The following is a 24,555-nucleotide window of genomic DNA, read 5'->3' on the forward strand; positions in this document are numbered from 1 at the left end:
GATCTTTTGCGAATCGTCCCCGGTGAGATTTTTTTCGTATTGTTTTTTAAACCTCCAACAACCAAGGGAAGCCACCATGAGTCATCCCCTCTTGAACACATCCCCAGACACCAGGATGCTTCTTCTCGGGAATGAAGCCATTGTTCGAGGTGCCCTGGAAGCAGGTGTGGGGTTCGTGTCCTGCTATCCGGGCACGCCCTCCTCGGAAGTCCCGGACACCTTTTTTCGCATTTCTCCTGAAGGAGAATTTGTCTTCGAATACTCGGCCAACGAAAAGGTGGCCATGGAGGTGGCCGGTGGTGCGACACTGGCCGGTGTCCCCTCTCTGGTGACCATGAAGCACGTAGGCGTCAATGTGGCCGCCGATCCCATGATGACCCTGGCCTACATCGGAACCCCCGGGGGCATGGTCATCCTGAGTGCCGACGATCCCGGATGTCACTCCAGCCAGAACGAACAGGACAACCGCTACTATGCGCGACTTGCCGGAATTCCCTGTTTCGAACCGGCCACGGCCCAGGAATGCAAGGACATGACCCGGGAGGCCCTGATCATGTCCGCCAAATACGAACAGCCGATCATGGTCCGGACCACCACCCGGGTGAACCATCTCCGTGGTCCGGTGGCCTTCGGCGCAATGGAAGCGGCCAGGACCAAAGGACACATGGACAAAAATCCCATGCGCTTTGTTCCTGTACCCGCCGTCTCCAGGGTTCGCCACAATGTGCTCCTGGAAAAGCTCGACGCGTTTGCCGGGGAATCCGAGACAAGTTCCTGGAACACGGAACGCGGTAAGGGGCGGTTTGGCGTGATCGCCTCGGGCATCTGCCGGGCCTATGCCAACGATGTGATCGAAGAGCATGGTCTGTCCGAATCCCTGCGCATGCTCGAGCTGGGCATGACCTATCCCCTGCCCGACAAGCTCATCCTCAATTTCCTCAAGAACGTGGACACGGTGATCATTCTCGAGGAGCTCGAGCCCATCATGGAACAGCATGTCCGGGCCCTGATCCAGAAACACCACCTGACGACTGAAGTCGTGGGCAAGGGAGCAGACCTCCCCCTGCAGGGCGAGTACTCCACCCTGATGGTCAGAAACATTCTCCTGAAAACCCTGAATCAGCCCATGCCCGAGCATGTTCCCTGCGCGGTTCCGGAAAATCTGCCCATGCGCCCCCCGAACCTCTGCGCCGGATGCTCCCATCGGTCCACCTACTATGCGGTGCGCAGGGTATTTGGAGACGAGGCGCTCTATTCCTCGGATATCGGGTGCTATACCCTGGGTATCCTTCCTCCTCTCAAGGCGGCCGACTTTCTGCTGTGCATGGGTTCCTCCATTTCCACAGGTTGCGGGGCCGCTCGGGTTGCGGATCAGCCCGTGGTCGCATTCATCGGCGATTCCACGTTTTTTCACTCCGGCATGACCGGCCTGGTCAATGCGGTCTTTAACGACCACGACATCCTGATCGTCATTCTGGATAATCGAACCACGGCCATGACAGGGCATCAGCCCAACCCCGGCGTGGATCAGACCCAAATCGGGGACAACGCCCACAAGATCGATATCGAGGCCATCGTCAAAGGCTGCGGTGTCGAACACGTCACCACGATCAAGTCACTGAACCAGAAGGCCCTGGTCACGACGCTTGAAGCGTACAAAGAATTATCCGGGGTCAGGGTGATCATTTCCCGCGAACCCTGTGCGATCTTCAAGCGCAAGGTTCTGCGATCGGCTCCCAGTCAGGTCGCCTATATCGAGGAAGGATTTGAAAGCAGTGATGACGTTCTCACCTGCCTCAACGAGCTCGGCTGTCCTGCATTTTTCCTCCATGAGGGCAAGGTGGGCATCGATCCCTTCCAATGTGCCGGCTGCATGCTCTGCGTCCAGCTCAGTGACCATATCAAAGCACGAAAAAGGAGCCTTGCATAATGCAAAAAACCCGTATCTATCTCACCGGTGTCGGCGGACAGGGTACGCTGACCGCGACCAATCTGCTGGCCCAGATCGGCCTGGACAACGGGCTGGAGGTCACGGCAGGCGAAATCCACGGCATGGCCCAGCGAGGCGGTGTGGTTGCCTCGACCATCCTGTTCGGTGGCTATCAGAGTCCCAAGATCAGCCCGGGTGAAGCCGATATCCTCCTTGGCTTCGAACCCCTTGAAACCTATCGGGCTCTCTGCTTCCTCGCACCCAGGGGCGTGGTGGTCAGCAACAGCGAACCGGTTCTGCCCATAGGTGTGGCCCTGGGCCGGGAAGGCTATCCGGATATGGAGCTCATCCATAAGGCCACAAACGAGCAGGCCCACAAGGCGTTCTTTCTGCCCTGCCTCTCCCTGGCCAAACAGGCCGGCACGCCACAGGCCGCCAATATCGTCCTGTTGGGCGCCCTGTGCTCCCTGAATCTGATTCCCATCGGACTTCAGGAACTGCAGACCGGAATACGTGCCCATCTCAAGCCCAAGATCGTGGATATCAATCTTCGCGCCGTGGAACTTGGTGCCTCGGCGGTCGATCAACAGGCTTAAGTGAATCAATCATTCATGTGTCACGCGAGAGCAGTCTGAGGGAAACCGTATCTGCGGTTTCCCTCAGTTCACAACCAGCCCACCAAAACCATGCCCACCACCTCCCAATCCCTGCTTGAAACGCTCAATCTGGTCATCGCCGATCTCGATCCTCTCCAACCCCTGCAGCCGACCCTGGAGGGGGTGCTCAAAAAAACGGCTGACTTATCGGGATATAAAAGGATTGCCCTGGCCATTTTCGACCCCAAGACAGACACCCTCCGTTTCAGCATCACCCATGGGCATACCAAACCTTCCTCCTCGACCTATGCACCGGGAGAGGGAATCACCGGCCATGTTCTGAGTACCGGAGAGCCCATTGTGGTCCGGATCATGGCCGAGGAACCCCTGTTTTTGAATCGGGCCGGCGGCCGAAGTCAGGAAGAAATGGCCTCCCTCTCCTTTATCAGCGTTCCGGTGATCACATCGGGCGAACAGGGAGAAATTCTCGGCGTCTTGAGCGCGGATCTTCCTCTGTCCGAACACGACCATCTCGACCTGCACAAGGACTTTCTTCAGGCCCTTGCCCGGGTCATTGCCAGGCAGACCGCCTACCTCCAGGAATGCATGATTTTAAGCGATACCCAGCTTTCCAGCATGGTTCGGGAAACCAATCAGGCGGAAAATCTGGCCAAGAACCGGATCGTGGCCTCTTCCAAGGCCATGTCCCAGGTCATGGGGCAGATCATGCAGGTGGCGGAAAGTCGGGCCACGGTCCTCTTGCGCGGTGAATCAGGAACCGGCAAGGAACTCCTGGCCGAGGCCATTCACAATATGAGCTCACGCAGGAACAAACCTTTTGTGAAGCTCAATTGCGCGGCCCTGCCCTCGGAACTCATCGAGAGCGAACTGTTCGGCTACGAGCGGGGAGCGTTTACCGGTGCGGTGGGAAGCAAAAAGGGACGTTTCGAGCTGGCCCATCACGGAACATTGTTTCTCGACGAGATCGGAGAACTCAGCGCCGAGGCCCAGGCCAAGCTGCTAAGGGCTCTTCAGGAGGGAGAGATACAGCGCCTTGGGAGTGAAAAATCCACCAGGATCGACGTGCGTATTGTCTGCGCCACACATCAGCCCCTTGAAACCCTGATCGAGGAAAATCGATTCCGCGAGGACCTCTACTACCGGATCAACGTCTTCCCCATTTTCATCCCCTCTCTTCGGGAACGCAGACAGGATATTCTTCCTTTGGCCGAACACTTTCTGTCCATTTTTTCCCAGGAATACGGCAAGCAGGTCAAGCGGATCTCCACTCCGGCCATCGACCTGCTGACCCAGTACCATTGGCCTGGAAATGTCCGTGAATTGCGCAATTGCATCGAGCGGGCCACCCTCTTGTGCATGGACGAGGCCATCCGGACCTACCACCTCCCCCCGACCCTGCAGACCGCTGAAAGTTCGGCTACCGATACAGAGCTTTCATTTGGCGAGGCCGTGGCCCGGTTCGAACAGGAACTTCTTGTGGAGGCCCTGAAAAAAACCCAGGGCAATATGCTCGAAGCGGCCAGAGAGCTGCGTTCGAGTTACCGGGTGGTCAATTACAAGATCAAGAAATACGGCATCAATCCCAAAAAATATACCCCCCACAAATAACAAACCGTGACCGGGTTTCTGCCCGATCACGGTTGTCTCTTTTTTATATCTTCTCTTTGATCAGTCGTGCGTGCCGCCATTGACCAGATTTTCCAGGGTCGACCGGAGTCCGTCCAGGGAAACCGGTGGAGGAATGACCGCCACGATACGATCGGCAAATGATCGCACAAGGGAAGTGCTTCCATATCCCCCCAACATGACCAGAGGAAGATCGGGCAGGCCCGCAAGACATTCTTGTATCCGCCCTTCAGGTCGATCCGCATTGACGATTCCCAGACACGGACTGTCCACCATATCGATAAACTCCCCATCAGAGGGAGACAGTGATCCCGCCTCATATCCCAGCATGTCGAGCATGTCCGTTAGAATCTGACGCATCTCCACCTGATTGCTGACCACGAGCAGCTGCGGTCGTGTCTCACCCTGGCCAAACGGCACTACCATCTCGCCGATATGAACGGACAATTCCCCGACAAGAGCGGCGATGGTTCGGGCCTTATCCGACAGGTGACTGCAACCGGGAAGGCGGGTCAGCTGGGCTGCCAATTGTTCCATCTCCAAAGACCGCTGTTTTAGAATCGATCCGAGTTCCTCGGGGGCGATCTTTGCATAGGCAGGAAGATCCGCGTCCACATGGTGGGAGGAAACCTCCAGATCAAACCGGGGTCGCTGTTTGATCCGGGTCAGGGTCGACTCCCAGAATTCCTCGGGACGTCCTTTTTTCCAATCCTTGGGTTCCTGATCGCACATCCGCTTGGCCACAAGACGGATACAGCGGGCAGCAGGACAGTTCGGATGGGAAGTGAAAAAGGGAGTCTTGCAAAACGATGTCCGAGCCTTGGGATCCAGGGGAACGACCCCCACAAGCCGGGGTTTCAACTTCAGATATCGCTGCACCGTGCTGGACAGGGTGGCAAAGATTTTCTTGGCATCCCCCATGTTTTCAGCCCTGTTGACGATGATCTGTGGGCGGGACCACAAACCGTTCTCCCGCAACACCTTGATCAGGGCATAGGCATCCACCAAGGAGGTGACCTCGGGATTGATGACCACGATCAACTCTCTGGCACTCAGACACAGGGAAACAACCTGTTGGGAGAGTCCGGGAGAATTGTCGATCAGCAGAAAATCATACCTGGTCAGCTTTTTGAACTCTCCGACAAGGGCGGCCCGCTTTTCCTGGGGCAGTTCAGCCATTCTGGAAATGCCTGAACTCCCTGGGATGATGTCCAGGTTGGGACAGGCCCGAACAATGACATCCTCCAAAGGAGTATCGAGAAAAAGGACCTCTTCCAGGGTATGCTCGGGAGGCTCCAGCCCCAGAACCAGATCCACATTGGACAGGCCGAGATCCGCATCGAGAAGACAGACCCTCTGCCCCATGGACGCCAGAGCGAGCCCGATATTGACGGCCATGGTCGTCTTACCGGCCCCTCCCTTGCCGCTGGCAAAGGCGATGATCCTTGTATGTGCTGACATGGGTGTTTTGCTCAGGACAGAGTCACGACAGACTGGATATCCTGGATAAGTGATTTGATGTGAAAGGGTTTGCGGATACACTTGGTGGCCCCGAGCTCGAGGGCCTTGTCCATTTCCTCGGACGAAGCCAGGCCGGTGATCACGAACACGGGCATCTCGCTGATCTGATTCTTGATTCTGGCCAAAAGATCCAGTCCCGAATAGGAAGGCATCCGGATGTCCATGAGCATGAGATCATAGCTATGCAGGGCCAGAGTTTCCAAACCCACTTTTCCGTTTTCAGCAACATCGACCCGACACCCGTATGAGCTCAAGGTTTCGGTCAGAATGTCTCGAATATGCTCCTCGTCATCCACCACAAGAATCCGGGTGTGCTGCGAAGCATTCTTGGTCACATTACTCAACCCCTGATGCGTGGCGTTCTGGTGCTTTGCCTGTTCTTCCCGGGGAGTGAAGATGGGCAAAGAGACGGAAACCCTGGTTCCCTGGCCGGGATCACTCTGGATATCGATGTTTCCATAATGATTGGTCACAATCCCATAGGCCGTGGAGAGCCCCAGACCCGTTCCCTTGCCCTGTTCCTTGGTGGTAAAAAAGGGATCAAAAACCTTGGCCAGACATTCTTTGTCAATACCCTCACCCGTATCCTGGACCACGATTTTCACCCATTTTGAAGATGGACCGGATGATGTGGATATCCGAAGCACCCCGCCATCCTTCTCCATAGCATGCTGGGCATTGATGAAAAAATTGAGAAAGACCTGCTCCAGTTGTGCCCCATCGGCATGAAGCAGGGCAATATCCTCGGCAAAATCCCTTTCGATACGGATGTTCTGCTTGCGCATGGGGGGTGCAACAAGATCGAGAACCTTGTCCAAAAGAGCGTTGATATCCACCTTGTTTTTACTCGGTGAGGCCGGGCGGGCAAAGCCCATGAGATTGGTCAAGATGGAGCTGATCCGCTCTATCTGATCATGAATCTGTCTGAGCTCACGTTTTTTCTTCTCATCATCCTCCCTGGCCTCGATCATCTGGGTCCGTGCGGAGATAATGGCCAGGGGATTGTTAATTTCGTGAGCTGCCCCGGCTGCCAGCTGTCCCACGGCGGCGAGACGTTCCGACTGCATGAGCTGCAGATTGAATTGACGGTTTTTCCACAGGGCGGCAGACAGTTCGTCGGCGCGTCTGCGCAGTTCTCTGTAGACCCGCAAACGTTCCAATGTGCTCACGATCAGCGAAACGAATTGGGAAAATCCCATGAATTCCTGGGTGGTCATGGCACGGTCCGGATGGCTTCGTCCCAGACACAATTCACCGAAAAACCCCTTTCCCTTCAAGGAAAAGATGGTAAAACCCTGGCTGAGGGCAAACCCCCGGGGTCCGGACTCCTGGTTGAGCGTTCCATGCTGATTTTCACGTTCCCAGACGGTTTTGATGAGTCTGCATAACCCCGCACTGACAGGAGGCGACCCCGGCTCCAGGATCGGTTCCATATCCCTGTCCAAGGGGCAGGAAAAGAGTCGTTCAAAACCTTCACACTTCCAAACGATCCCCTCGAGAAAGGTCCGGGATTCATTGATCCAATAGACAACCCCGCGTGCTACGCCCATGTCGGCATGGAGATAACGTGGAATGAGCGGAAAAAAATCAGCAACAGCATCGATCTTGTTAAAGGCGATACCTGCCTTGATGATTGCAGCGGAAAAGCGATTGGAAACGCTCAGGGAGACATTCTTCCGATCAAGCTCGAGGGCGATATGGGATAATCGCTCGTTGGCACGCTGCAGCGCATGGTAAAAAGGGGATGAACCGTTGGTATCCAGGTCGAACAGGGAAACGTGCTCTTCGAATTCCTTAGAAAATGTCTTTCTGATCACCTCGAGATCGTCCCCGGCGATGCCCAGGGAAGAGAGGAGTTCCTCGGTGTCCGCCTCTCGGGTCATGGATGGATTGGGTCTGTCCACCAAGGCCTCATGGGCCAGATGGTTGGCTGCCTTGACCAACAGAAGCATCTCCGTGAGTCCGTTTTCCCCGCTGACCACCCCGGGCTCGATATGATGCTGCCAGATGGTATTTTCGATCAGCGAAGGAAGATGCCATTTTCTGGCCAGCTCCCTGCCGATTGCGGCATGATTGACCTTGAAGACCTGTTCTTCCGCCCTGGAACTCGGTTCGTGGTGCACAGTGATCCGCTCGTGACATTCCATGAATTTGTCAGGGAAGTATACCAGGAGAAAGATCTTTCCCATATCATGAAGCATACCCGCGGCAAAGGCCTCGTTGCGCAGCTGCGGATAGGTTCGGTCAGCGAGAAGTCCGGCAAATATGGCGCAGGCAAGACTGTGTATCCACAACTCCTTGTAGAGATCATCCTCCTCGGTCTCGCTTCCTACGAGACCGTCCCTGACGATAACCGAGAGCAGCAGAATGCGCAGGGGACGCATCCCCAGCAAAGGAAAGGCATGGGACACGGAGGTGACCGGATGCCCTCCCCGCTCGGCACTATTCACCGTTTTGAGGACCTTGAGGGTCAGGGCGGGATCGGATTCCACAAGGGCGGCCAATTCCGAAAGAGAAAATTCATCTTCCAGCACGATCTGCAGAATCCTGGTCGCCACTGCAGGCAAAGAAGGCATCTGCTCCACGTGGTGGAGTATATTGTCGATTTGTATGGTCATGGAAGGGCGAAGAGATGCGGGTGAAGGGGAAGATGATACGGATCGATTTCTCGAGGAAAGGGAGGCCAGCGACATGGTGCGATCCGCCTGCCGTTGGACGAGCACTTTTTTCTTCTGAAAAAAATCACGCATAAATACCACCCCTGCTCAACCAAAAGGCATGTATTCCAATACATATTCTGGAATCATGCCTTTTTTACTGTTGTATGACAAGGACATTGTAATCAGCGGCAACGCTCCAACAGGTCGGAAAATTACGGAACCTGATCCTCTCCCCCCTCGTTTGAAGGGGGTTGTGCAGCCAGTTCCTGGCGCACGGCCTGCAGAACATCTTCAGGAACCGAGTCCAATTTGAGGATGGCCTGCAGATATCTTTCCCCTTGTGCGGGGTCATCCAAAAAGTGACGATGGAGAATGCCCAGATTGAACAGGGCGTAGACATTGTCGGCATCGATTTCAATCAAGGTGGCAAAGGTGGCTGCAGAGGCCGGGTAGTCCTGTTTTTGAAACAGCGAAACACCCTTTTGATTCAAGGCCATGGTATCATGCGGCTCGATGGCAAGAACGCGATTCCAAAACATGAGTGCCCTGTCCCAGGCCTTCATGTGCATGAACGCATTGCCCAGACCGCGCAGGGCATCCAGGTCGTTGGGATTGCTCTCGAGCTGTTCCATGAGCTGGGTGATATCGGCCATGGGCCCCTGGTCGGCGGATGGGTTCATCCGGACCTCCCGGACATCCAGAAAGGGATGGGTGACCCGGTGAAAAATCATGGTCCCGGCAAGAACAACCAGGCAAATACCTACAATGCCGAGCAGAGATTTCTCAAAACCGCGGGATGAAAGGGTGGCATTATCGTTCATTGATGATCTCCAGATGGTCGATGCGCTTGGCCAAACGTTTCTGGGTCGCATGGATGAAACAGAGATATGCGCCGATTCCGGCCCAGACGAACACATTGGCAATAAAAAGATAGTTCATGGATACTCCAAAAAATACAAACCAGATTGGCAGTGAACGGACAGATCCTCTCACGGATCTTCACGCGATTAGCGCAGGGTGATCTCATCCATGAGAGCGTGGTACCGCATGGTCCGCCACCGGGCCAGGACCAGACTCAGGGTCAGCAGCCCCCAGGCGGTCAGGGAAACCAGAACAGTGACGAACATTTCGGGTTCCAGCCCACCGGATTTGCTGGCAAATACGGCCGGATGGATACTGCGCCACATACGGGCGGAAAAAAAGACCAGCGGAACGTCCAGAAAGGCGATGATCCCCAGCACCGCACACAGTCTGCTCGAGCTGGATCCCCCCAGGCCGCTGCCGCGCAAAATAAGATAGCCGGCATAGACGAACCACATGACCAGGGCGGTACTCAATCTCGGATCCCAGGTCCACCAGGTATTCCAGGCGGACCTGGCCCACAGGGAGCCGGTGACAAGGGCCAGACCACAAAAAAGAACCCCGATCTCGGCACAGGCCCCGGCAAAGGCATCCCAGGCGGGATGACGGCGCACAAGGACCATGATCGAGCCCACAAAGACCCCTCCAAAACAGACCAAAGCCCACCAGGCAAGGGGAAGATGCGTGTAAAAGATCTTCTGAACCTGGCCCATGGTCATCTCTTCAGGGGCATAGATCCAGATGAAATACTGAGAAACGAGCATGGCCACGATGGTGGCCAGGGGAAGAATCACCCGGAAGGTTGTTGAAGAAAAGGTTTGATTCATATGCGCTGCATTCACGAGTAAGGGGTTCAACCGGCTCGAAGACTCATTCCTGCCCATAGACATACGGAAAAAGAAGCATGGCCGCTCCGGCAAAGATGACATCAAAGGCACCGATAATTCCGAACCAGTCCGTGACACCGTCGAGAGAAGCGTTCGTGAGCAGCACCCCGCCCACCTTGACCCCGCCGAGAAGGAGCGGAAGCAGCAAGGGAAAAAGAATGATGCTCAGTAACGAGTCACGGGTGTCCTGCCCCTGAGAAACCGCCCCGAGCAGGGAGCCGAGAATGACCAGTCCGGCATCCACACCAATGATCAGGGCTGCCAGTCCGGCAACCGAGGACAGGGTTTCCTGGGACAGAAAGACGATGATGGCCGGAATAAAACAGCATTGGGCCATGACCAGCAGGGCCAGGCCCCCCAGAAGTTTGCCCAGCCAGACCGTCTGGATGGGCATGGGCGTCATGATCAGGGCCAGACGCGTCTCGTTCTCCTCTTCGAGTCGATAGAGCATGGTAAAGATGAGAACCACCGAAAAACAGGAGGATATCCAGAAGATGGCCGCTGCCGATTGAGCGCTGATCCGCTCTCCGGGGTTGCCGGACAGACTGAAGATGAACACCAGCAAAAGCCCCAAAAGGACCGCCTGAAACAATCCGTTTCCACCGGAAAGTACCTGCCGCAGATCCTTGGCGGCTACGATCAGTCCTTTAGACACCATCGTCAGCATACTCCGTGTATTCCCGGGTCGGCCCCCAGAAATCCATTTTCTTCCCGGCCAGGCGAAGAAGATGATCGGTCCTTCCGAGATCCCGGGTGATGTCATGGCTGACCCACATGATACCGGCACCGTTTTGCCGGGCCGCATCGATTTCGTGGAACAAAAGCTCGCAGGACGCGGTATCCAGCCCCGTTGACGGCTCGTCCAGAAGAATGATTTTGGGGGCGAGCAGAAGAATCCGTGCCAAGGCCAATCGCTGGGCCATGCCCCTTGAAAACCCCCGGGTCCGTTCAAAGGCAAAGGGTTTGAGACCGACCCGTTCGAGAAGATCCACCAGGTCCCTCTCGGACCGGCCAAGGGTATACATCCGATTCCAGAACCCGAGATTCTGCACAGCGGTCATGCCGGTGTACACAAAGGTCGCGTGCCCCATATAGGCGATCTCGTGATCTCCCACACGTCGGACAACATCTCCCCCTGCCGGACGGATCAATCCGGCCACACACTTGAGCAACGTCGATTTGCCGGCACCGTTCTCGCCGGCCACGAGCACGGCCATTCCCGGATCCAGAGAAAACGAAACCTCCTTGAAGACCAGCCGGGAACCATAAAAATGGTACAGATCCCTTACCGTAAGCAAGGTCCCACTCATCGAGCCTCCAGGTTCTTGGAAACCGGATCGCATGAAATGCCCAACCCATTGTTTTCACGTAGTGCTGCTGAACCGGACAAACAGACAGGCTGGCCATGGCGCTTACACATTCCTTGGAAAAACATGATTCATCACCAGAGGCATAAAGTGTCCTAGCCTTCAGAGGCTACCCGGGAAGATCGACCGGACTTGCGTTGGCGTCTCAGGCAGAAAAAGGCCATCACACACATAAGTGTTCCTCCGATCCACAGCCAGTTGACCAGAGGATTGATGGTGATCTTCACGCTGATGTTCTTGTCCTCGTCGAAACCGAGCAGGGTCGCATAGATTTCATCCCCCAGGGAGGGAATGATGGACACTTCGGCAAACGGCTGCTCGAAATTGGCATACATCCGCTTTTGCGGAGTCAGGGTTCCCAGAGGCCGGCCATTTTTGGCAACCATGAGTCTGGCTTCGTATGCGGTCATACCCGGACTGGGTTTGATCTCGAAATCCGTATACAGGATTTCATATTCCCCAACCGTGAGTACACCGCCTTTTTGCACGATACGTTCCTGGTTGATCTGATAGGGGCCGGAAAAGGCGATTCCCAGGGCAATAAGGGCAACCCCTACATGAACCCCGTACGCTCCCCAGGCCCACAACTGTCTGGTCAAAGAACGGTTGACCAGGAACAGGGCCGGGATGGAAACAAGAACAGCCACAGCGGAACTGCCTGCAAAAAGGGACAGGGGTTTGATCAGACCGGCAAGATACAGCCCGCCCCCCCCGAGAACGAGGGCACCCAGGGTGAACCAAAGTCCCAGGCGGCTCTTGGCCCCGGACTTCCATGCCAGCCAGGGACAGAATCCCAGGAGCAAGACAATAAGGGACATGGGCGGGAGACAGACCCTGTTGTAGAAATCAGGACCAAACCCCACGGTATTCTCGCTCCACAACCCGCTGATAACGGGCCAATTGACGCCGAGAAAAACGATTCCCCCCAGGGCCAGAAGAAGCCAGACCACAAGAAGCAGGATCCCGGGTTTGCTGAACATGCCGTCGAGTTGCCGGCTCTCACACTGCCGGCACCCGTAAAGGACAGCCAGGGTAACCATGAGTCCCAGCATCATGAAGACGATAAGGGGCATCCCCACCCCTCCCGATCCAAAGGCATGCAGGGACTCGATAAAACCGCTCCGGACGATAAAGGTGCCGTAAAAGCACAAAAGCAGGGTCAGGCTGGCCAGAAAAATATTTGTTTTTAAAAGCCCCTTGCGGGTCCGGCCGATCAGGGCCGTATGCAGCAGGGCCGTGGCGGCGAACCAGGGGATCAGGGAGGCATTTTCCACCGGATCCCAGGCCCAGTATCCGCCCCATCCCAGTTCCATGTACGACCACCAGGCCCCCAAAACGATCCCGGCTGTCAAAAAAATCCAGGCCATGATCAGCCAGTTCCGACACCGTTCAAGCCAGAGAAAGGGACTCCCGGTCACACAATGGGCAAAGGCCAGACAGCAGGGAATCGTGAACCCGGCATACCCGATAAAAAGAAGGGGCGGATGAAAGATCATGCCCGGATTCTGAAGCAGGGGGTTCATGCCGTTGCCCTGATCCGGAGGATTGATCAATTGGACAAAGGGGTTACTTACGCTGGTCAACAAAAGCAGAAAAAATCCCTGGACCAGGAAAAAGAACAGCCAGAACCAGATCTTCGTTTTCTGATCCATGAGCCGGTACCCGGGGGTGAAAATCATGATGGCCCCCAAAAGGGCGAGCATCAATGCCCAGAAGAGAAACGATCCGTCCTGCCCGGCCCAAAAGGCGGTCACCGCATAGAATGTGGGCAAAAAGGTATCTGTATATTCCTGAACATACAAAAAGGAAAAATCCCGATTGACCAGGGCAAGGGTAAGAATCCAGGAACTCAGCAGCAAAAAACCCGTACAGGCCAATTGTCCCCGTTCCATCCATACCAGAACCGCATTTCTGTTCCTGGAGAGATCGAAACAACCTTTGAAGGAAAGTGACAGGGTGACAAGGAGGGACAGAAACAACGAGGCAAAGGCGATGGAATGCATGGAATAAGCGCTCTTTTATTTGGAATGGAAGATCACAACGGGAAAAAAGCCACAGGAATTATCCGGAAAAATGGCATACAGACAACAAAGAGGCAGGCATGATGATCACGACGATTTCTTCTCGTACTTTGAAGGACACTTGGTCATCAGGGTCTTGGCCATAAAGGTATGGGAAGACGGCTGCATCCCCCCCTCCACAATGACCTCGACACCAGGCTTGAAGGTATCGGGGATCACGCCACGATACCTGACCGGCAGGGTTTTGGAGGTATCCTCCTTGTCCACAAGGATAAAGGATATGGCCATGGAATCCGTGGAACGCTCGAGCCCCTGTTCCGCCACATTACCGAACAGTCTGGCCTGAGACAGCTTGGAGCTTTCCATGGCCAATGCTTCGGATACATTCAAAAAATAGACAGAGTTCTTGGACAGTCCCGAAAAGAGAAGATATCCAAGGCCCACGGCGAGACAGGCAAAGGCTGTCACATATATCCATTTCTGGTTGGCTTGTTTGGTCATGATTTCACCCTCATCAAGGGATGGTGTTCAGGGAACCGTGGTATCCATTCCCTATCCGTCATGTATGGTATCCTGGATGCGGGTCGACGTTCCGGCGCCATCCAGGCAATCGGTGCTGAACAACTACGGTGGTTCCACCAGGGGTGGACAATGCCTTTCGGGAGACTCATTTTTCCCGGATCAGCTCCGCGCGCTGTTGCCTTGCAAACTCCCGCATGTCAACGACCTGAGCGGATAGGTCCGGTCGGCAAGAAGCCCGGCAAATATGGCGCAGGCAAGACTGTGTATCCACAGCTCCTTGTAGAGATCATCTTCCTCGGTCTCGCTTCCTACGAGGCCCTCCCTGACGATAACCGAGAGCAGCAGAATGCGCAGGGGACGCATCCCCAGCAAAGGAAAGGCATGGGAGACTGAAGTGACCGGATGCCCTCCCCGCTCGGCACTATTCACCGTTTTGAGGACCTTGAGGGTCAGGGCGGGATCGGATTCCACAAGGGCGGCCAATTCCGAAAGAGAAAATTCATCTTCCAGCACGATCTGCAGAATCCTGGTTGCCACGGCAGGCAGGGAGGGCATCTGCTCCACGTGATGGAGTATGTTGTCGATTTGTATGGTCATAGAAGGGCGAATAGCTGCTGATGATGGGGGATATGCTTCGGATCGATTTCTCGACGAGAGGGAGGCCAGCGGCATCGTGCGATCCGCCTGCCGCTGGACGAGCACTTTTTTCTTCTGAAAAAAATCACGCATAAATACCAACCCTGCTCAACAAAAAGGCATGTATTCCACTGAATATTCTGAAATCATGCCTTTTTTACTGTTGTATGACAAGGAAATTGTAATCTGCGGCAAGGCTCCAAAAGGTCGAAAAATTACGGAACCTGATCCTGCGAGCCCTCACTCGGAGCGGGTTGTGCAGCCAGTTCCTGGCGCACGGCCTGCAGAACATCTTCAGGGACCGACTCCAGCTTCAGGATGGCCTGCAGATAACCTTCTCCCTTGGCGGGGTTATCCAAAAAATGACGATGGAGAATGCCCAGATTGAACAGGGCATAGACATTGTCGGCATCGATTTCAAGCAAGGTGGCGAACGTGGCTGCGGAAGCGGGGTAATCCTGTTTTTGAAACAGCGAGACACCCTTTTGGTTCAAGGCCATGGTATCCTGCGGCTCGATGGCAAGAACCCGATTCCAAAACATGAGCGCTCTGTCCCAGGCCTTCATGTGCATGAACGCATTGCCCAGACTGCGCAAGGCATCCACGTCGTTGGGATTGTTCTCGAGCTGTTGCATGAGCTGGGTGATATCGGCCATGGGCCCCTGATCGGCGGATGGGTTCATCCTGACCTCCCGGACATCCAGAAAGGGATTGGTGACCCGGTAAAAAACCATGGTCCCGGCAAGAACTACCAGGCAAAACACCACAATACCGAGCAGAGGTTTCTCAAAACCGCGGGATGAAAGGGTGGCATTATCGTTCATTGATGATCTCCAGATGGTCGATGCGCTTGGCCAAACGTTTCTGGGCCGCATGGATGAAACAGAGATATGCGCCGATTCCGGCCCAGACGAACACATTGGCAATAAAAAGATAGTTCATGGATACTCCAAAAAAATACAAACCAGATTGACAGTGAACGGACATATCCTCTCACGGATCTTCACGAGATTAGCGCAGGGTGATCTCGTCCATGAAAGCGTGATACCGCATGGTCCGCCACCGGGCCAGAACCAGGGCCAGGGTCAACAGTCCCCAGGCAACCAGAGAAACAAAAACCGTGACGAGCATTTCAGGCTCCAATCCACCGGATTTGCTTGCAAATACAGCCGGATGAATACTGCGCCACATGCGGGCGGAAAAAAAGACCAGCGGCACGTCCAAAAAAGCGATGATCCCCAGCACCGCACACAGTCTGCTCGAGGCGGCTCCACCCAGACCGCTTCCGCGCAAAATGAGATAGCCCGCATACACGAACCACATGACCAGTGCCGTACTCAATCTGGGATCCCAGGTCCACCAGGTATTCCAAGCCGACCGGGCCCACAGGGAACCGGTGACCAATGCCAGACCGCAAAAAAGGACCCCGACCTCGGCACAGGCTCCGGCAAAGGCATCCCAGGCAGGGTGACGGCGCACAAGAACCATGATCGAGCCGACAAAGACCCCCCCGAAACAGACCAATGCCCACCAGGCTAGGGGAAGATGGGTGTAGAATATCTTCTGAACCTGGCCCATGGTCATCTCTTCAGGGGCATAGATCCAGATGAAATACTGGGAAATGAGCATGGCCACTGCCGTGGCCAGGGGAAGAATCGCCCGAAATAATGCTGACGAAAAAATTTGGTTCATATGCGCTGTGTGCGAGAGTAAGGGGTTCAGCCGGCTTGAAGGCTCATTCCTGTCCATAGACATACGGAAAGAGAAGGATGGCCGCTCCGGCAAAGATGACATCAAAGGCGCCGATAATCCCGAACCAGTCCGTGACACCGTCGAGAGAAACGCCCGCAAGAAGCACTCCTCCCACTTTGACCCCGCCCAGAAGCAACGGGAGAAGCAGCGGAAAAAGAATGATGCTTAACAGTGAATCACGGGTATCCTGCCCCTGGGAAACGGCCCCGAGCAGAGAGCCGAGAATGACCAGTCCGGCATCGACTCCGACGATCAGTGCTGCCAATCCAGCGAACGAAGAGAGGGTTTCCTGGGCCAGGAAGACGATGATGGCCGGAATGAAGCAGCATTGGGCCATGACCAGCAGAACGAGCCCTCCCAGAAGTTTGCCCAGCCAGACGGTCTGGATGGGCATGGGAGTCATGATCAGGGCCAGGCGCGTCTCGTTCTCCTCTTCCAGCCGATAGAGCATGGTAAAGATGAGAACCAAGGAAAAACAGGAAGATATCCAGAAGATGGCTGCTGCCGATTGCGCGGAGATCCTTTCACCCGGACCGCTGGACAGACTGAAGATGAACACCAGAAGAAGTCCCAGAAGGACGGCCTGAAACAGTCCGTTTCCGCCGGAAAGCACCTGCCGCAGATCCTTGGCGGCCACGATCAGTCCTTTAGACACCATTATCGGCATACTCCGTGAATTCCCGGGTGGGCCCCCAGAAATCCATTTTCTTCCCTGCCAGGCGAAGAAGATGGTCGGTCCTTCCAAGATCCCGGGAGATGTCATGACTGACCCACATAATTCCAGCCCCGTTGTGTCGTGCCCGGTCGATCTCACGAAACAAAAGATCACAGGAGGGCTGATCCAGCCCGGTGGAAGGCTCATCCAGGAGAATGATCCTCGGATTCAGCAGAAGGATCCGGGCCAGGGCCAATCGCTGGGCCATGCCCCTTGAAAATCCCCTGGTCCGTTCAAAGGCAACGGGTTTGAGACCTACCCGTTCGAGAAGATCCACAAGGTCGGATTCGGACCTGCCGAGGCTGTACATCCTGTTCCAGAAACCGAGATTCTGCACAGCGGTCATGCCGGTGTACACAAAGGTTGCGTGCCCCATGTAGGCAATCTCATGATCTCCTACATGACGGGAAATCCCTCCCCCTGCGGGACGGATCAACCCGGCCGCACACTTGAGCAAAGTCGACTTGCCGGCACCGTTCTCACCGGCCACGAGCACGGCCATTCCCGGTTCCAGGGAAAAAGAGATCCCTTTGAAGACCAGGCGTGAGCCATAAAAATGGTATACATCAATGACTTCGAGCAATGCCCGATTCATCGATCCTCCCAGCTCTTGAAAATCACATTGTGTGAAATGCCGAATCCATTGTTTACACGTATCATTGTCAATCCGGAAAAACAGACAGGTTGTTCGTGGCCCTTACAAATTCTTTTGAAAGGCATGGTTGTTTCCCAGACGCATATATTGTTCTAGCTCTCGGAGGATACGCGGGAAGAGTGAGAGGACTGCCGCTGTCGTCTCAGGCAGAAAAGAGCCATCACACACATAAGTGTCCCTCCGATCCACAGCCAATTGACCAGAGGATTGATGGTGATTTTCACGCTGATATTCTTGTCTTCGTCGAAACCGAGCAGCGTCGCATATATCTCATCCCCCAGGGAGGGAATGATGGATACTTCGGCAAAAGGCTGTTCGAAATTGGCATACATCCGCTTTTGCGGTGTGAGAGTTCCCAGAGGCCGGCCATTTTTTGCAACCATGAGTCTGGCTTCGTATGCGGTCATACCCGGACTGGGTTTGATCTCGAAATCCTTGTACAGAATTTCATATTCCCCGACACTGAGTACCCCGCCTTGTTGCAGAATACTCTCCTGATTGATCTGATAGGGACCGGAAAAGGCGATCCCCAGGGCAATAAGGGCAACCCCCACATGGACCCCGTACGCTCCCCAGGCCCACAATTGTTTGGTCAAAGGACGGTTGACCAGGAACAAAGCCGGGATGGAAACGAGGACAGCCACGGCGGAACTGCCTGCAAAAAGGGCCAGAGGTTTGATCAGACCGCAGAGGTACAGGCCGCCTCCTGCGAGAATGAGCGCACCCAGGGTGAACAAGAGTCCCAGACGGCTCTTGGCCCCGGACTTCCATGCCAGCCAGGGACAGAATCCCAGGAGCAAAACGATAAGGGACATGGGCGGCAGACAGACCCTGTTATAAAATTCAGGACCAAAACCCACGGTATTCTCGCTCCACAACCCGCTGATAACGGGCCAATTGACCCCGAGAAAAACAATCCCTCCCAGGGCCAGAAGGAGCCAGACCACGAGAAGAAGGATCCCGGGTTTGCTGAACATGCCGTCGAGTTCCCGGCTGGGATAATGGCGGCATCCATAGATGACAGCCAGGGTGACCATCAATCCCAACGTCATGAAAACGATGAGGGGTATCCCCACCCCGCCCGATCCAAAGGCATGCAGCGACTCGATAAAACCGCTACGGACGATAAAGGTGCCGTAAAAACACAAAAGCAGCGTCAGACTGGCCAGAAAAATATTTGTCTTTAAAAGACCTTTGCGGGTTCGGCCGATAAGGGCTGTATGAAGCAGCGCCGTGGCCGCAAACCAGGGGATGAGGGAGGCATTTTCCACCGGATCCCAGGCCCAGTAGCCGCCCCATCCGAGTTCCATGTAGGACCACCATGCACCGAGAACGATCCCCGCTGTCAAAAAAATCCAGGCCATGAGCAGCCAGTTCCGGCACCGTTCAAGCCAGGCAAGGGGATTGCCGGTCACACAATGGGCAAAGGCCAGGCAGCAGGGAATCGTGAATCCCGCGTACCCGATAAAAAGAAGGGGCGGATGAAAGATCATACCCGGATTCTGGAGCAGGGGGGTCATGCCGTTGCCCTGATCCGGAGGATTGATCAATTGGACAAAGGGGTTGCTTACGCTTGTCAGCAGAAGCAGGAAAAAACCCTGTACCAGAAAAAAGAACAGCCAGAACCACATCCTCGTTTTCTGATCCATGAGCCGGTAGCCGGGGGTAAAAATCATGATCGCCCCCAGAAGCGCGAGCATCAATGCCCAGAAGAGAAACGATCCGTCCTGCCCGGCCCAAAAGGCGGTCACTGCATAGAATGTGGGCAAAAAAGTATCTGTATATTCTTGAACATACAGAAAGGAAAAATCCCGATTGACCAAGGCAAGGGTGAGGATCCAGGAACTCAGGAACAAAAAGCCCGTGCAGGCTAATTGCCCCCGTTCCATCCATACAAGAACCGCATTCCTGTTCTTGGAAAGATCAAGACAGCCTTTGAAGGAAAGTGACAGGGTAACAAGGAGGGACAGAAACAATGAGGCAAAGGCGATGGAATGCATTGTGTAGGCGCTCTTTTATTTGGGATGGAAGATCACAGCAGAAGAAAAAGCCACAGAAATTATTTACGAAAATACTATAAAGACAAAGAACAGGCAGGCATGGAAATAATTACGAAGATTTTTTCTCGTACTTTGAAGGACACTTGGTCATCAATGTCTTGGCCATAAAAATATGGGAAGAGTGTTGCATGCCTCCTTCCACAATGACTTCGACACCCGGTTTGAAGGTATCGGGGATAACACCACGGTACCTGACCGGCAAGGTTTTGGTGGTATCCTCTTTGTCCACCAGGACAAAGGAAATGGCCATGGAATCATTGGAACGTTCGATCCCCTGTTCGGCCACGTTGCCGAACAGTCTGGCCTGGGAAAGTTCGGAGCTTTCCATGGCCAATGCTTCGGAAACATTCAAAAAATAAACAGAATTCTTGGAAAGTCCCGAAAAAAGAAGATATCCGATGCCCACGGCGAGACAGACAAAGGCTGTCACATATATCCACTTCTGGTTGGCTTGTCTGGTCATGGTTTCACACTCATATAAGGGTGGAGACGGGGGATAACGAACCGGGAAGACAATATCTTATCCTTTCCATGTCCGTCATTGACTGTATCGCGGCATCCCGGGTGGAGGGGTAAATTCCTGGAGCTATCCAGCCCTCCGATACGGGGCAGGTATATCAATTCAACCAAGGACGGACATTACTTCCCGGCCCGCTCATTTTCCCGGATCAGCTCTGCGCGCTGTTGCCTTGCAAATTCCCGCATGTCAACGACCTGATCGGTTTCGTCCACGATTTCATTACCCAGGATTTCTTCAAGTACATCCTCGAGAGTGACCACTCCGGCCAGCCCCCCGTATTCATCCAGAACGACAAAGAGATGGACCCTGGATTCGAGGAATTTCACCAGCAGCCGGTCCAACGTCATGCTCTCGACCACGAAATGAATCTGCTTCATCAGCTTGTTGATGGGCAGATCGTTCTGCCCCTCGGCAAGGGCAACCATGACGTCCCGACGATAGACCAATCCCACGATATCTTCGGGATCATCGTCTTCATAAACAGGGATTCTGCTGTTGGGCCAGGAAGTCTTGAGGCTGTGGGCCTCGGCAAGGGTCATATGACTGGGAAGAGAAAATATGACCGTTCGCGGTGTCATGACATTCCGGACACACTTCTTGTCCAGGGTGAGAATGTTGTGCATGGACCGCTCTTCATAGGGTTTGATGATTCCATCCCTGCGGGTCAAACTGATGGCGGCCAGGAGATCTTCTTCGGAAGAAGTTGGTCCAGACGATTTCTTCTCTACGAAGCGGACCAGCCAGTTGGTCATCCAGATTGCGGGTTTAAAAAGCAAAACCAGAATAACCAGAGGCTTTGCCAGGGGGCCTGCCAGATTTTTGGCGTAGACCACACCAATGGTTTTGGGGAGGATCTCGGAAAAAACAAGAATAATCACCGTAAAAATAATAGAAAAAAAGACAAGGCGTTCCTCTCCGTAAGTCCGGGCGGCAATGGCCCCGGCAACCGCGGCTCCAGCTGTATGGGCCACAGTATTCAGGGTCAGGATGGCTGAAATGGGAGCATTGATCTGTCTCCGGAGTTCGGCGAGCAGTTCCCCCGAGGCCTTTCCCGCCTTGCGCAGTTGTTCGATAAAACTCCAGGGCACCGAGTATAATACCGCTTCGGCAACAGAACAGAAAGCGGAAATCACAGTGGCCAACCCCACGACAATGGCCAATTCTAGCATGATAGAAGGGTCTCCGATGAAAATGACAGGATAAAGGATTGAGGATGCAGGATAGATGCAGTCTGTTTTCTGCAAAACCTCCGAGAAGGCACAGCACAACATGTCGAGCGATACACCACGAAATGCCGAACAGTTATACGCAGGTATCGCTCCCCAACGTGCATCCTTCCCGCTGACCAAAAATACAGGTTCCAAGCCGGATCATGGTCGCACCCTCGTCGATGGCTACCTTATAGGCGTTGGACATTCCCATGGACAGTTCCTCCATGGATACGTTGAGAATATCCTGCTCACCAATGGTCTCGAAGATCTGCCGGCTGGCCCTGAAATACGGCCGGGAGGCCTCGGGGTCACCGAACCGCGGCCCCATGGTCATCAGGCCCCGGATGCTAATGTGGGACAGGCAGGCCGCCTCACGGACCACTTCTTCAACCCGGGGAAGCTCCGGCGGCATGCCGGACTTGGTCCGTTCGCTGCCGATATTTATCTCTAAAAGGACAGGCATGACCTTACCCATCCGCTCGGCACGCAGATTCACGGCCTGAGCCTTTTTCAGGGAATCGACCGTCTGGATCATGTCGAAAACAGGCAGGGCCTTGTTGATTTTGTTGGTCTGCAGATCTCCGATCATATGCCAGGTAACCCGGTTGGCCAGCTCGCCCAGACAGGCATGCATGGTTTCACCTTCCTGGACATAGTTTTCGCCAATATCCGTTGCCCCGGCCCTGATCGCCTCTTCCACCTCTTCCCGGGTCCTGGTCTTTGCCGCCAGAACAATCCTGACATGATCCGGAACTTCTTCTCTGATCCGTTGAAAATTACTCGTAATGCTCATTGTTCACTGCCTGTTTTTTACATTCAAAAATGCAAGAAATTTAGCAACTATTGAGGTGCATCTTACAAAACTACAATTCTGAATTGAAGAAATTTAAGATATTTCAAAAATTATAAACAGTTACAATATGTGTCTTCAATTTCTCAAATTTCTCAAATTTCTCAAATTTCTCAAATTTCTCAAATCTCTTAAATCTCTTAAATTTCTTAAATTTCTCAAATCTCTCAAATTTCTAAAATTTCTCAAATTTGATCACTTTCATCAATAATTCCAAACATCAAAAAAATTAAAACCAATCAAATAAATGACATCCTCACGCTTACCCAGAAATCGGCTGGCCCTCACAGGAAGTACGGAGAAATACCCATTGTCCAGCATCCAGAAATCATCCTCAGCGTACTGGATGATCGCAAAGGAATGACGCTGCTGTTCGAGCTGTACTGAAACCACGCCCAGGGCATCGTCGGGAAATCCGGCGTCCCTGAGCCTGTGCATGAGAACGATGGATTGGTCCAGACTGATTCCCCTGCCCTTTTGCAAGGTGTCCGTGGAGACCTTCCACATCCCTTCTTCACGATGTTTGACATCGAGTATTGTCTTTTTGTGGATAGTGCGCATCTTCCTGATGTCAATCACACCCGGGGATTTGCGGGGCACACTGTCTTCAAAGGACATGGATTCGATCTGCTTCTTCTGCCAGGCGGCAACGTCATCGTACAGGACACTGTTGGTAACATTTTCCTTGCGTACAAATGTCCGTTTTTTCGGTTTGAAAACATGGGCAGCCATACGCAGTGCGGATCTGCAGATAAGAAAATAGTAGCGAGCGATATTCATGGAGTGCAGTCCTTGAGTATGGGGAGAGAAATGATTGCGTCCGGTTCCTGACCGGTCACAAAGATGATCAGCAGTCCGGGTAAGGATCGCTGCTGATTACCCCATTTCCTCATACCGGTCCAATGGGAATTTACGAGCTCCGTCCCAAACTTAAAAAACAGGTTGAAAATCAATCTGTTATTACATATCAAGTAAAAAAGCTCATCCCTTTTTGAACCCATTTGAAAACAGCATCCTGCCTGGCTGCCTTTTCTCTCATCCTTCTTATTTTGAGGTGATACCATGAAAGATTCCCCCCGCAAAAGTCCTTTCCCTTCAGCCCATGACGACGCCAAATCAGCCGGGCTGCATGGCGATACACCCCAATGCACATCTCCGTCCTACAGGCTGGCCTTTCAGGATGACGATTTCATTCTCCGCGAAGAACTCCGGCCGGTCCGCTTGCAGCTCGAACTCATGAAATCGGAACTTGTGCTTCAGGAAAATAATATCAAATCAACCATCGTGGTCTTTGGAAGTGCCCGGCTCAAGGAACCGGAACAGGCGAAAATGGAGGTTGAACGGCTCGAGCAGCTCTGTGCGTCCTCTCCCGAACGAGAGGACTACCCCGTACTGCTCAGACGGGCCAAAAACGGTCTCAGGTATTCCAAATACTATGACGAATCCAGAAAACTGGGCCGACTCATCTCCCAAAATACCGAGGACAACAGTCTGGTGGTCATTACCGGAGGCGGAGAGGGAATTATGGGCGCGGCCAACAGAGGGGCCCATGATGTGGGTGCCAAGAATATCGGCCTGAACATCGTTCTTCCCTTTGAGCAGCATCCCAATGCATACATCACCCCGGAGCTCTCCTTCCAATTTCATTACTTTGCCATCCGAAAAATGCACTTTCTGATCCGGGCCAAGGGCATGGTCGCCTTTCCCGGCGGGTTCGGCACCATGGACGAACTCTTTGAGAGCCTGACCCTCATCCAGACCGGCAAGGTCAAACCGTTCCCGGTTCTCCTCTTTGGCCGGGAATTCTGGAATTCGGTCATCAACTTCGAGGCCCTGGTCGAGGCCGGAACCATCTCGGAAAAGGACCTGAAAATTTTCCAATACGTGGAAACCGCCGAAGAGGCATGGGAAATCCTGTCGGCGGCTAATGGGTATTAAAAAAAATAAAGTGCGCAGTACACAGTACGCAGCACGCAGAAAAAAACATGCAGCGCGGAGAAAAAACGTATTTTTTTGTCACATCTGACCACAACGAACCAATTATCCTCGGAACTTTAATGGAAATTTTAATGTCCCAGGGCTTTTACTGCGCACTGCGCACTGCGTACTGCGCACTGATGTGCACTGCGCCCTGCCTCCTGTGT

At 53.9% G+C, this 24,555-nt stretch carries 24 protein-coding genes; 4 read left to right on the plus strand and 20 right to left on the minus strand.

Features of this window, described 5'->3' with window-relative positions:
- The first annotated feature begins 76 nt into the window (after window positions 1-76).
- The 3 genes from iorA to ACTVJH_RS12000 all read left to right on the plus strand — a co-directional run bounded on the left by iorA (window position 77) and on the right by ACTVJH_RS12000 (window position 4,155).
- Complete coding sequence (gene iorA / locus ACTVJH_RS11990) at window positions 77-1,930, plus strand: indolepyruvate ferredoxin oxidoreductase subunit alpha (protein ID WP_455990994.1); 1,854 nt, start codon at window positions 77-79, stop codon at window positions 1,928-1,930.
- Window positions 1,930-2,526, plus strand: coding sequence for an indolepyruvate oxidoreductase subunit beta (locus tag ACTVJH_RS11995; RefSeq protein WP_455990997.1), 597 nt, complete (start codon window positions 1,930-1,932; stop codon window positions 2,524-2,526). The genes iorA and ACTVJH_RS11995 overlap by 1 nt, the downstream gene beginning before the upstream one ends.
- A 90-nt stretch (window positions 2,527-2,616) precedes the next feature.
- The gene (locus tag ACTVJH_RS12000; protein ID WP_455991000.1) at window positions 2,617-4,155 is read left to right on the plus strand and encodes a sigma-54 interaction domain-containing protein; all 1,539 of its coding nucleotides are present in this window, start codon (window positions 2,617-2,619) and stop codon (window positions 4,153-4,155) included.
- 60 nt (window positions 4,156-4,215) lie between these two features.
- On the opposite strand, the gene ACTVJH_RS12005 is transcribed toward ACTVJH_RS12000, so the two are convergent.
- From ACTVJH_RS12005 to ACTVJH_RS12100, 20 genes are all read right to left on the minus strand, one after another.
- On the minus strand, window positions 4,216-5,634 hold the full coding sequence (locus ACTVJH_RS12005; RefSeq protein ID WP_455991003.1) for an AAA family ATPase: 1,419 nt from the start codon (window positions 5,632-5,634) through the stop codon (window positions 4,216-4,218).
- An 11-nt stretch (window positions 5,635-5,645) separates the two neighbouring features.
- Entirely contained in the window at window positions 5,646-8,444 is a 2,799-nt protein-coding gene (locus ACTVJH_RS12010) for an HDOD domain-containing protein (protein WP_455991006.1), read from the minus strand.
- A gap of 122 nt (window positions 8,445-8,566) precedes the next feature.
- Window positions 8,567-9,175: a tetratricopeptide repeat protein gene (locus ACTVJH_RS12015; RefSeq protein ID WP_455991009.1), complete on the minus strand. Its 609-nt coding sequence runs from the start codon at window positions 9,173-9,175 to the stop codon at window positions 8,567-8,569.
- The gene (locus tag ACTVJH_RS12020; protein WP_455991012.1) at window positions 9,165-9,293 is read right to left on the minus strand and encodes a CcmD family protein; all 129 of its coding nucleotides are present in this window, start codon (window positions 9,291-9,293) and stop codon (window positions 9,165-9,167) included. Before ACTVJH_RS12020 ends, ACTVJH_RS12015 begins: the two co-directional genes overlap by 11 nt.
- Window positions 9,294-9,361: 68 nt before the next feature.
- Window positions 9,362-10,042 carry a cytochrome c biogenesis protein CcsA gene (gene ccsA / locus ACTVJH_RS12025; RefSeq protein ID WP_455991015.1) on the minus strand — a complete coding sequence of 227 codons (681 nt, stop codon included), beginning with the start codon at window positions 10,040-10,042 and terminating at the stop codon, window positions 9,362-9,364.
- 43 nt (window positions 10,043-10,085) lie between these two features.
- Window positions 10,086-10,760 carry a heme exporter protein CcmB gene (locus ACTVJH_RS12030; protein WP_455991018.1) on the minus strand — a complete coding sequence of 225 codons (675 nt, stop codon included), beginning with the start codon at window positions 10,758-10,760 and terminating at the stop codon, window positions 10,086-10,088.
- The gene (locus ACTVJH_RS12035; protein WP_455991021.1) at window positions 10,750-11,412 is read right to left on the minus strand and encodes an ABC transporter ATP-binding protein; all 663 of its coding nucleotides are present in this window, start codon (window positions 11,410-11,412) and stop codon (window positions 10,750-10,752) included. The genes ACTVJH_RS12030 and ACTVJH_RS12035 overlap by 11 nt, the downstream gene beginning before the upstream one ends.
- 152 nt (window positions 11,413-11,564) lie before the next feature.
- Window positions 11,565-13,472: a heme lyase CcmF/NrfE family subunit gene (locus ACTVJH_RS12040; RefSeq protein WP_455991024.1), complete on the minus strand. Its 1,908-nt coding sequence runs from the start codon at window positions 13,470-13,472 to the stop codon at window positions 11,565-11,567.
- A gap of 105 nt (window positions 13,473-13,577) precedes the next feature.
- Entirely contained in the window at window positions 13,578-13,991 is a 414-nt protein-coding gene (locus ACTVJH_RS12045; protein ID WP_455991027.1) for a cytochrome c maturation protein CcmE, read from the minus strand.
- 180 nt (window positions 13,992-14,171) lie between these two features.
- Window positions 14,172-14,609 (minus strand): HDOD domain-containing protein, encoded by a 438-nt coding sequence (locus ACTVJH_RS12050; RefSeq protein WP_455991030.1) that lies wholly within the window; start codon window positions 14,607-14,609, stop codon window positions 14,172-14,174.
- A gap of 254 nt (window positions 14,610-14,863) precedes the next feature.
- Window positions 14,864-15,472: a tetratricopeptide repeat protein gene (locus ACTVJH_RS12055; RefSeq protein WP_455991033.1), complete on the minus strand. Its 609-nt coding sequence runs from the start codon at window positions 15,470-15,472 to the stop codon at window positions 14,864-14,866.
- Complete coding sequence (locus ACTVJH_RS12060; protein WP_455991036.1) at window positions 15,462-15,590, minus strand: CcmD family protein; 129 nt, start codon at window positions 15,588-15,590, stop codon at window positions 15,462-15,464. The genes ACTVJH_RS12055 and ACTVJH_RS12060 overlap by 11 nt, the downstream gene beginning before the upstream one ends.
- A 69-nt stretch (window positions 15,591-15,659) precedes the next feature.
- Entirely contained in the window at window positions 15,660-16,340 is a 681-nt protein-coding gene (gene ccsA / locus ACTVJH_RS12065; RefSeq protein WP_455991039.1) for a cytochrome c biogenesis protein CcsA, read from the minus strand.
- A 43-nt stretch (window positions 16,341-16,383) separates the two neighbouring features.
- Window positions 16,384-17,058: a heme exporter protein CcmB gene (locus ACTVJH_RS12070; protein WP_455991042.1), complete on the minus strand. Its 675-nt coding sequence runs from the start codon at window positions 17,056-17,058 to the stop codon at window positions 16,384-16,386.
- Window positions 17,048-17,710, minus strand: a complete 663-nt coding sequence (locus tag ACTVJH_RS12075) for an ABC transporter ATP-binding protein (RefSeq protein ID WP_455991045.1) — start codon at window positions 17,708-17,710, stop codon at window positions 17,048-17,050. Before ACTVJH_RS12075 ends, ACTVJH_RS12070 begins: the two co-directional genes overlap by 11 nt.
- Before the next feature lie 152 nt (window positions 17,711-17,862).
- Window positions 17,863-19,770, minus strand: a complete 1,908-nt coding sequence (locus ACTVJH_RS12080; protein ID WP_455991048.1) for a heme lyase CcmF/NrfE family subunit — start codon at window positions 19,768-19,770, stop codon at window positions 17,863-17,865.
- A gap of 109 nt (window positions 19,771-19,879) precedes the next feature.
- The gene (locus tag ACTVJH_RS12085; protein ID WP_455991051.1) at window positions 19,880-20,293 is read right to left on the minus strand and encodes a cytochrome c maturation protein CcmE; all 414 of its coding nucleotides are present in this window, start codon (window positions 20,291-20,293) and stop codon (window positions 19,880-19,882) included.
- 176 nt (window positions 20,294-20,469) lie between these two features.
- A complete protein-coding gene (locus ACTVJH_RS12090; RefSeq protein ID WP_455991054.1) occupies window positions 20,470-21,519 on the minus strand; it encodes a hemolysin family protein in 1,050 nt (349 codons plus the stop codon).
- 133 nt (window positions 21,520-21,652) lie between these two features.
- A complete protein-coding gene (locus tag ACTVJH_RS12095) occupies window positions 21,653-22,354 on the minus strand; it encodes a YggS family pyridoxal phosphate-dependent enzyme (RefSeq protein ID WP_455991057.1) in 702 nt (233 codons plus the stop codon).
- A 261-nt stretch (window positions 22,355-22,615) separates the two neighbouring features.
- The gene (locus ACTVJH_RS12100; protein ID WP_455991060.1) at window positions 22,616-23,191 is read right to left on the minus strand and encodes a hypothetical protein; all 576 of its coding nucleotides are present in this window, start codon (window positions 23,189-23,191) and stop codon (window positions 22,616-22,618) included.
- Window positions 23,192-23,473: 282 nt separating this feature from the next.
- Here ACTVJH_RS12100 and ACTVJH_RS12105 point away from each other — a divergent pair, with 282 nt between their 5' ends.
- Window positions 23,474-24,349, plus strand: coding sequence for an LOG family protein (locus tag ACTVJH_RS12105; protein WP_455991063.1), 876 nt, complete (start codon window positions 23,474-23,476; stop codon window positions 24,347-24,349).
- Window positions 24,350-24,555 lie beyond the last annotated feature (206 nt).

Source organism: Desulfoplanes sp. PS50, from assembly GCF_053851535.1.